The organism is Rhodococcus sp. CX (assembly GCF_015865005.1).
Classification (GTDB): domain Bacteria; phylum Actinomycetota; class Actinomycetes; order Mycobacteriales; family Mycobacteriaceae; genus Rhodococcus.
The window spans coordinates 2,189-4,747 of the sequence record NZ_JADZGH010000138.1; the positions used below are offsets into that span (position 1 = coordinate 2,189).

Consider the following 2,559-nt stretch of genomic DNA (forward strand, 5'->3'; position numbering starts at 1 on the left):
GTGCTCGTCGCCCGCCTGACCGTCAGCGAGGACACCGTCGTCGGGATGCCGGCCGGCGCCACGGTGCTGCCGCTGCGGATCCCGGTCTTCGGCGCCGAGTCGTTCGGCACCGTCCTCGCGCGGGTGCACGACGTCGTCGCCGGTGCCCTCTCTCACGCCGACGTGAGCGCGGAAACCCTGGAGCGGGCCGCCGATCTCATGCTGCCGGTGGTGCTGAGCGTCGACGACCCCGACCCCGCCATCGACACCACCGCCACCGCCACCGACGCCGCGACCGCCCGTCCGCCGGCCCCGGTCGACGTCGCGCTGCACGTCGCCCCCGGCGACACCGAACTGCGGGTGCGGTGCACCTACGCCGACGAGGTGTTCGACGCCGACGCGATCCGCGAACTCGTCGACCGCTGGGCCCGGATCCTCGCCGCCGTCACCACCGACCCGGAGGTCCCGGTCGGGGACATCGACTTCGTCGCACCCGCCGACCTGGCCGGACTCGTCCCGGCGCGGGGACGACCGACGATGTCGCCGCAACTGTGGCACGAGCTGCTCTCCTCGGTCGCGGCGATCGTGCCCGACACCGTGGCGCTGTCCTGCCTGGACCGCACCGTGACGTACCGCGAACTCGACGAATGGTCCAACCGCGCCGCCCGGGTCCTCGTCGACGCCGGTCTGGGCCCGGAGAAGTTCGTGGCGCTGGGCATCGCCCGGTCCATCGAGTCGGTCGCCGCGATCTGGGCGGTCGCCAAGTCCGGCGCGGCGTTCGTGCCCGTCGACCCCTCCTACCCGCGCGACCGCGTCGAGCACATGCTCACCGACTCCGGTGCCGTGCTCGGGCTGACCACGGCCCGGCATCACGGAACCCTGCCCGACACGGTGCCGTGGCTGGTGCTCGACGGCCCCGACTTCAAGGAGCGGGTGGACGCGGCGTCCCCGCTGCCGCTGACCGACCTCGATCGCCGCGCGGACCTGCACGTCGACCATCCCGCCTACCTGATCTACACCTCCGGTTCCACCGGCCGCCCGAAGGGTGTCGTCGTCCCGCACCGGGGCCTGTCGAACCTGGCCGCGTCGCTGCACAACCGGCTGGCGCCGCTGCCGACCGCCAGGGTGTCGCACTTCTCGTCGCCGAGCTTCGACGCGTCGATCTTCGAGTACATGACCGCGTTCGGTGTCGGCGCGACCCTCGTGATCGTGCCCGACACCGTCTACGGTGGCGACGAGCTCGCGCGGATCTGGCGCGAGCAGGGCGTCACCCACGCGTTCGCGACCCCGGCCGCGCTGGCCTCGGTCGACCCCGCCCAGGTCGACCTGGAGGTCGTGATCGTCGCCGGGGAGGCGTGCCCCCCGGAGCTGGCGGCCCGCTGGGCGCCCCGCTGCCGCATGTACAACGGGTACGGGCCGACCGAGACGACGGTGGTCGTGAACATCGCCGCGCTGCGAGCGGGCAATCCGATCACCCTCGGCACCCCGGTGTGCGGAGTCAACGAGGTCCTGCTCGATCAACGGTTGCACCCGTTGCCTCCCGTGCTCGCCGGCGAGCTGTACATCGGGGGACCCGACGTCACCCGCGGCTACCACAACCAGCCGGGGCTGACCGCCACCCGGTTCGTCGCCGACCCCTACGGCCCCCCGGGCTCCCGCATGTACCGCACCGGCGACGTGGTGCGCTGGCGTTCCAACGGTGAGCGGGCGAACGCCGAGTACCTGGGCCGCTCCGACTTCCAGGTCAAGATCCGCGGGTTCCGCATCGAACTCGGCGAGATCGACGCGGTGCTCACCGACCACGAGGACGTCGCGTTCGCGGTCACCCTGGGCCGCACCGCACCGTCCGGCGACACCCTGCTCGCGTCCTATGTGCTGCCCGAGACCGGGCACACCGTCGACGTCGCCGCGCTGCTCGCGCACGTCGGCCGCCGGCTGCCGGGGTACATGGTGCCCGCCGCGGTTACCGTGCTCGACCGGATCCCGCTGACCCCCGTCGGCAAGCTCGACCGCCGCGCGCTGCCCGACCCGGTGTTCACGTCCGCGACCGAGTTCACCGCCCCCACCACCGACATCGAACGCACCGTCGCCGAGGTGTTCACCGACCAGCTCGGCCTCGACCGGGTCGGGATCGACGACAGCTTCTTCGATCTGGGCGGCAACTCGCTGATCGCCACCCGGGTGCTGGCCCGCATCAACGCCGCGCTCGGCACCGACCTGGGGGTGCGCGCGCTGTTCGAGTCGCCCACGGTCCGGGCCCTGTCCGCGGCCCTGCACGCCGCCGGCGCCGTGGACCGGCCGCCGCTGGTCGCCGGGCCCCGCCCGGACCCGGTCCCGGTGTCCGCGGCGCAGCAGCGCCTGTGGTTCGTCAACCAGCTCGACACCGCGTCGGCGGCCTACAACATCCCGATGGCGATCCGGCTGACCGGCCGGCTCGACGTCGAGGCGCTGTCGGCCGCGGTCCGCGACGTGGTGACCCGCCACGAGGCGCTGCGCACGGTGTTTCCCGCCACCGCCGACGGCCCGGTCCAGCGGGTGCTGTCCCCGGACACCGTGCCCGCCCTCGACCCGGTCCCGGTC

Annotated in this window: 1 protein-coding gene; it reads left to right on the forward strand. The window is 73.4% G+C overall.

The features are described from left to right. Window positions 1-2,559: non-ribosomal peptide synthetase (locus I0Q12_RS14675; RefSeq protein ID WP_197252607.1), on the forward strand; the 2,559-nt coding region annotated here is incomplete at both ends.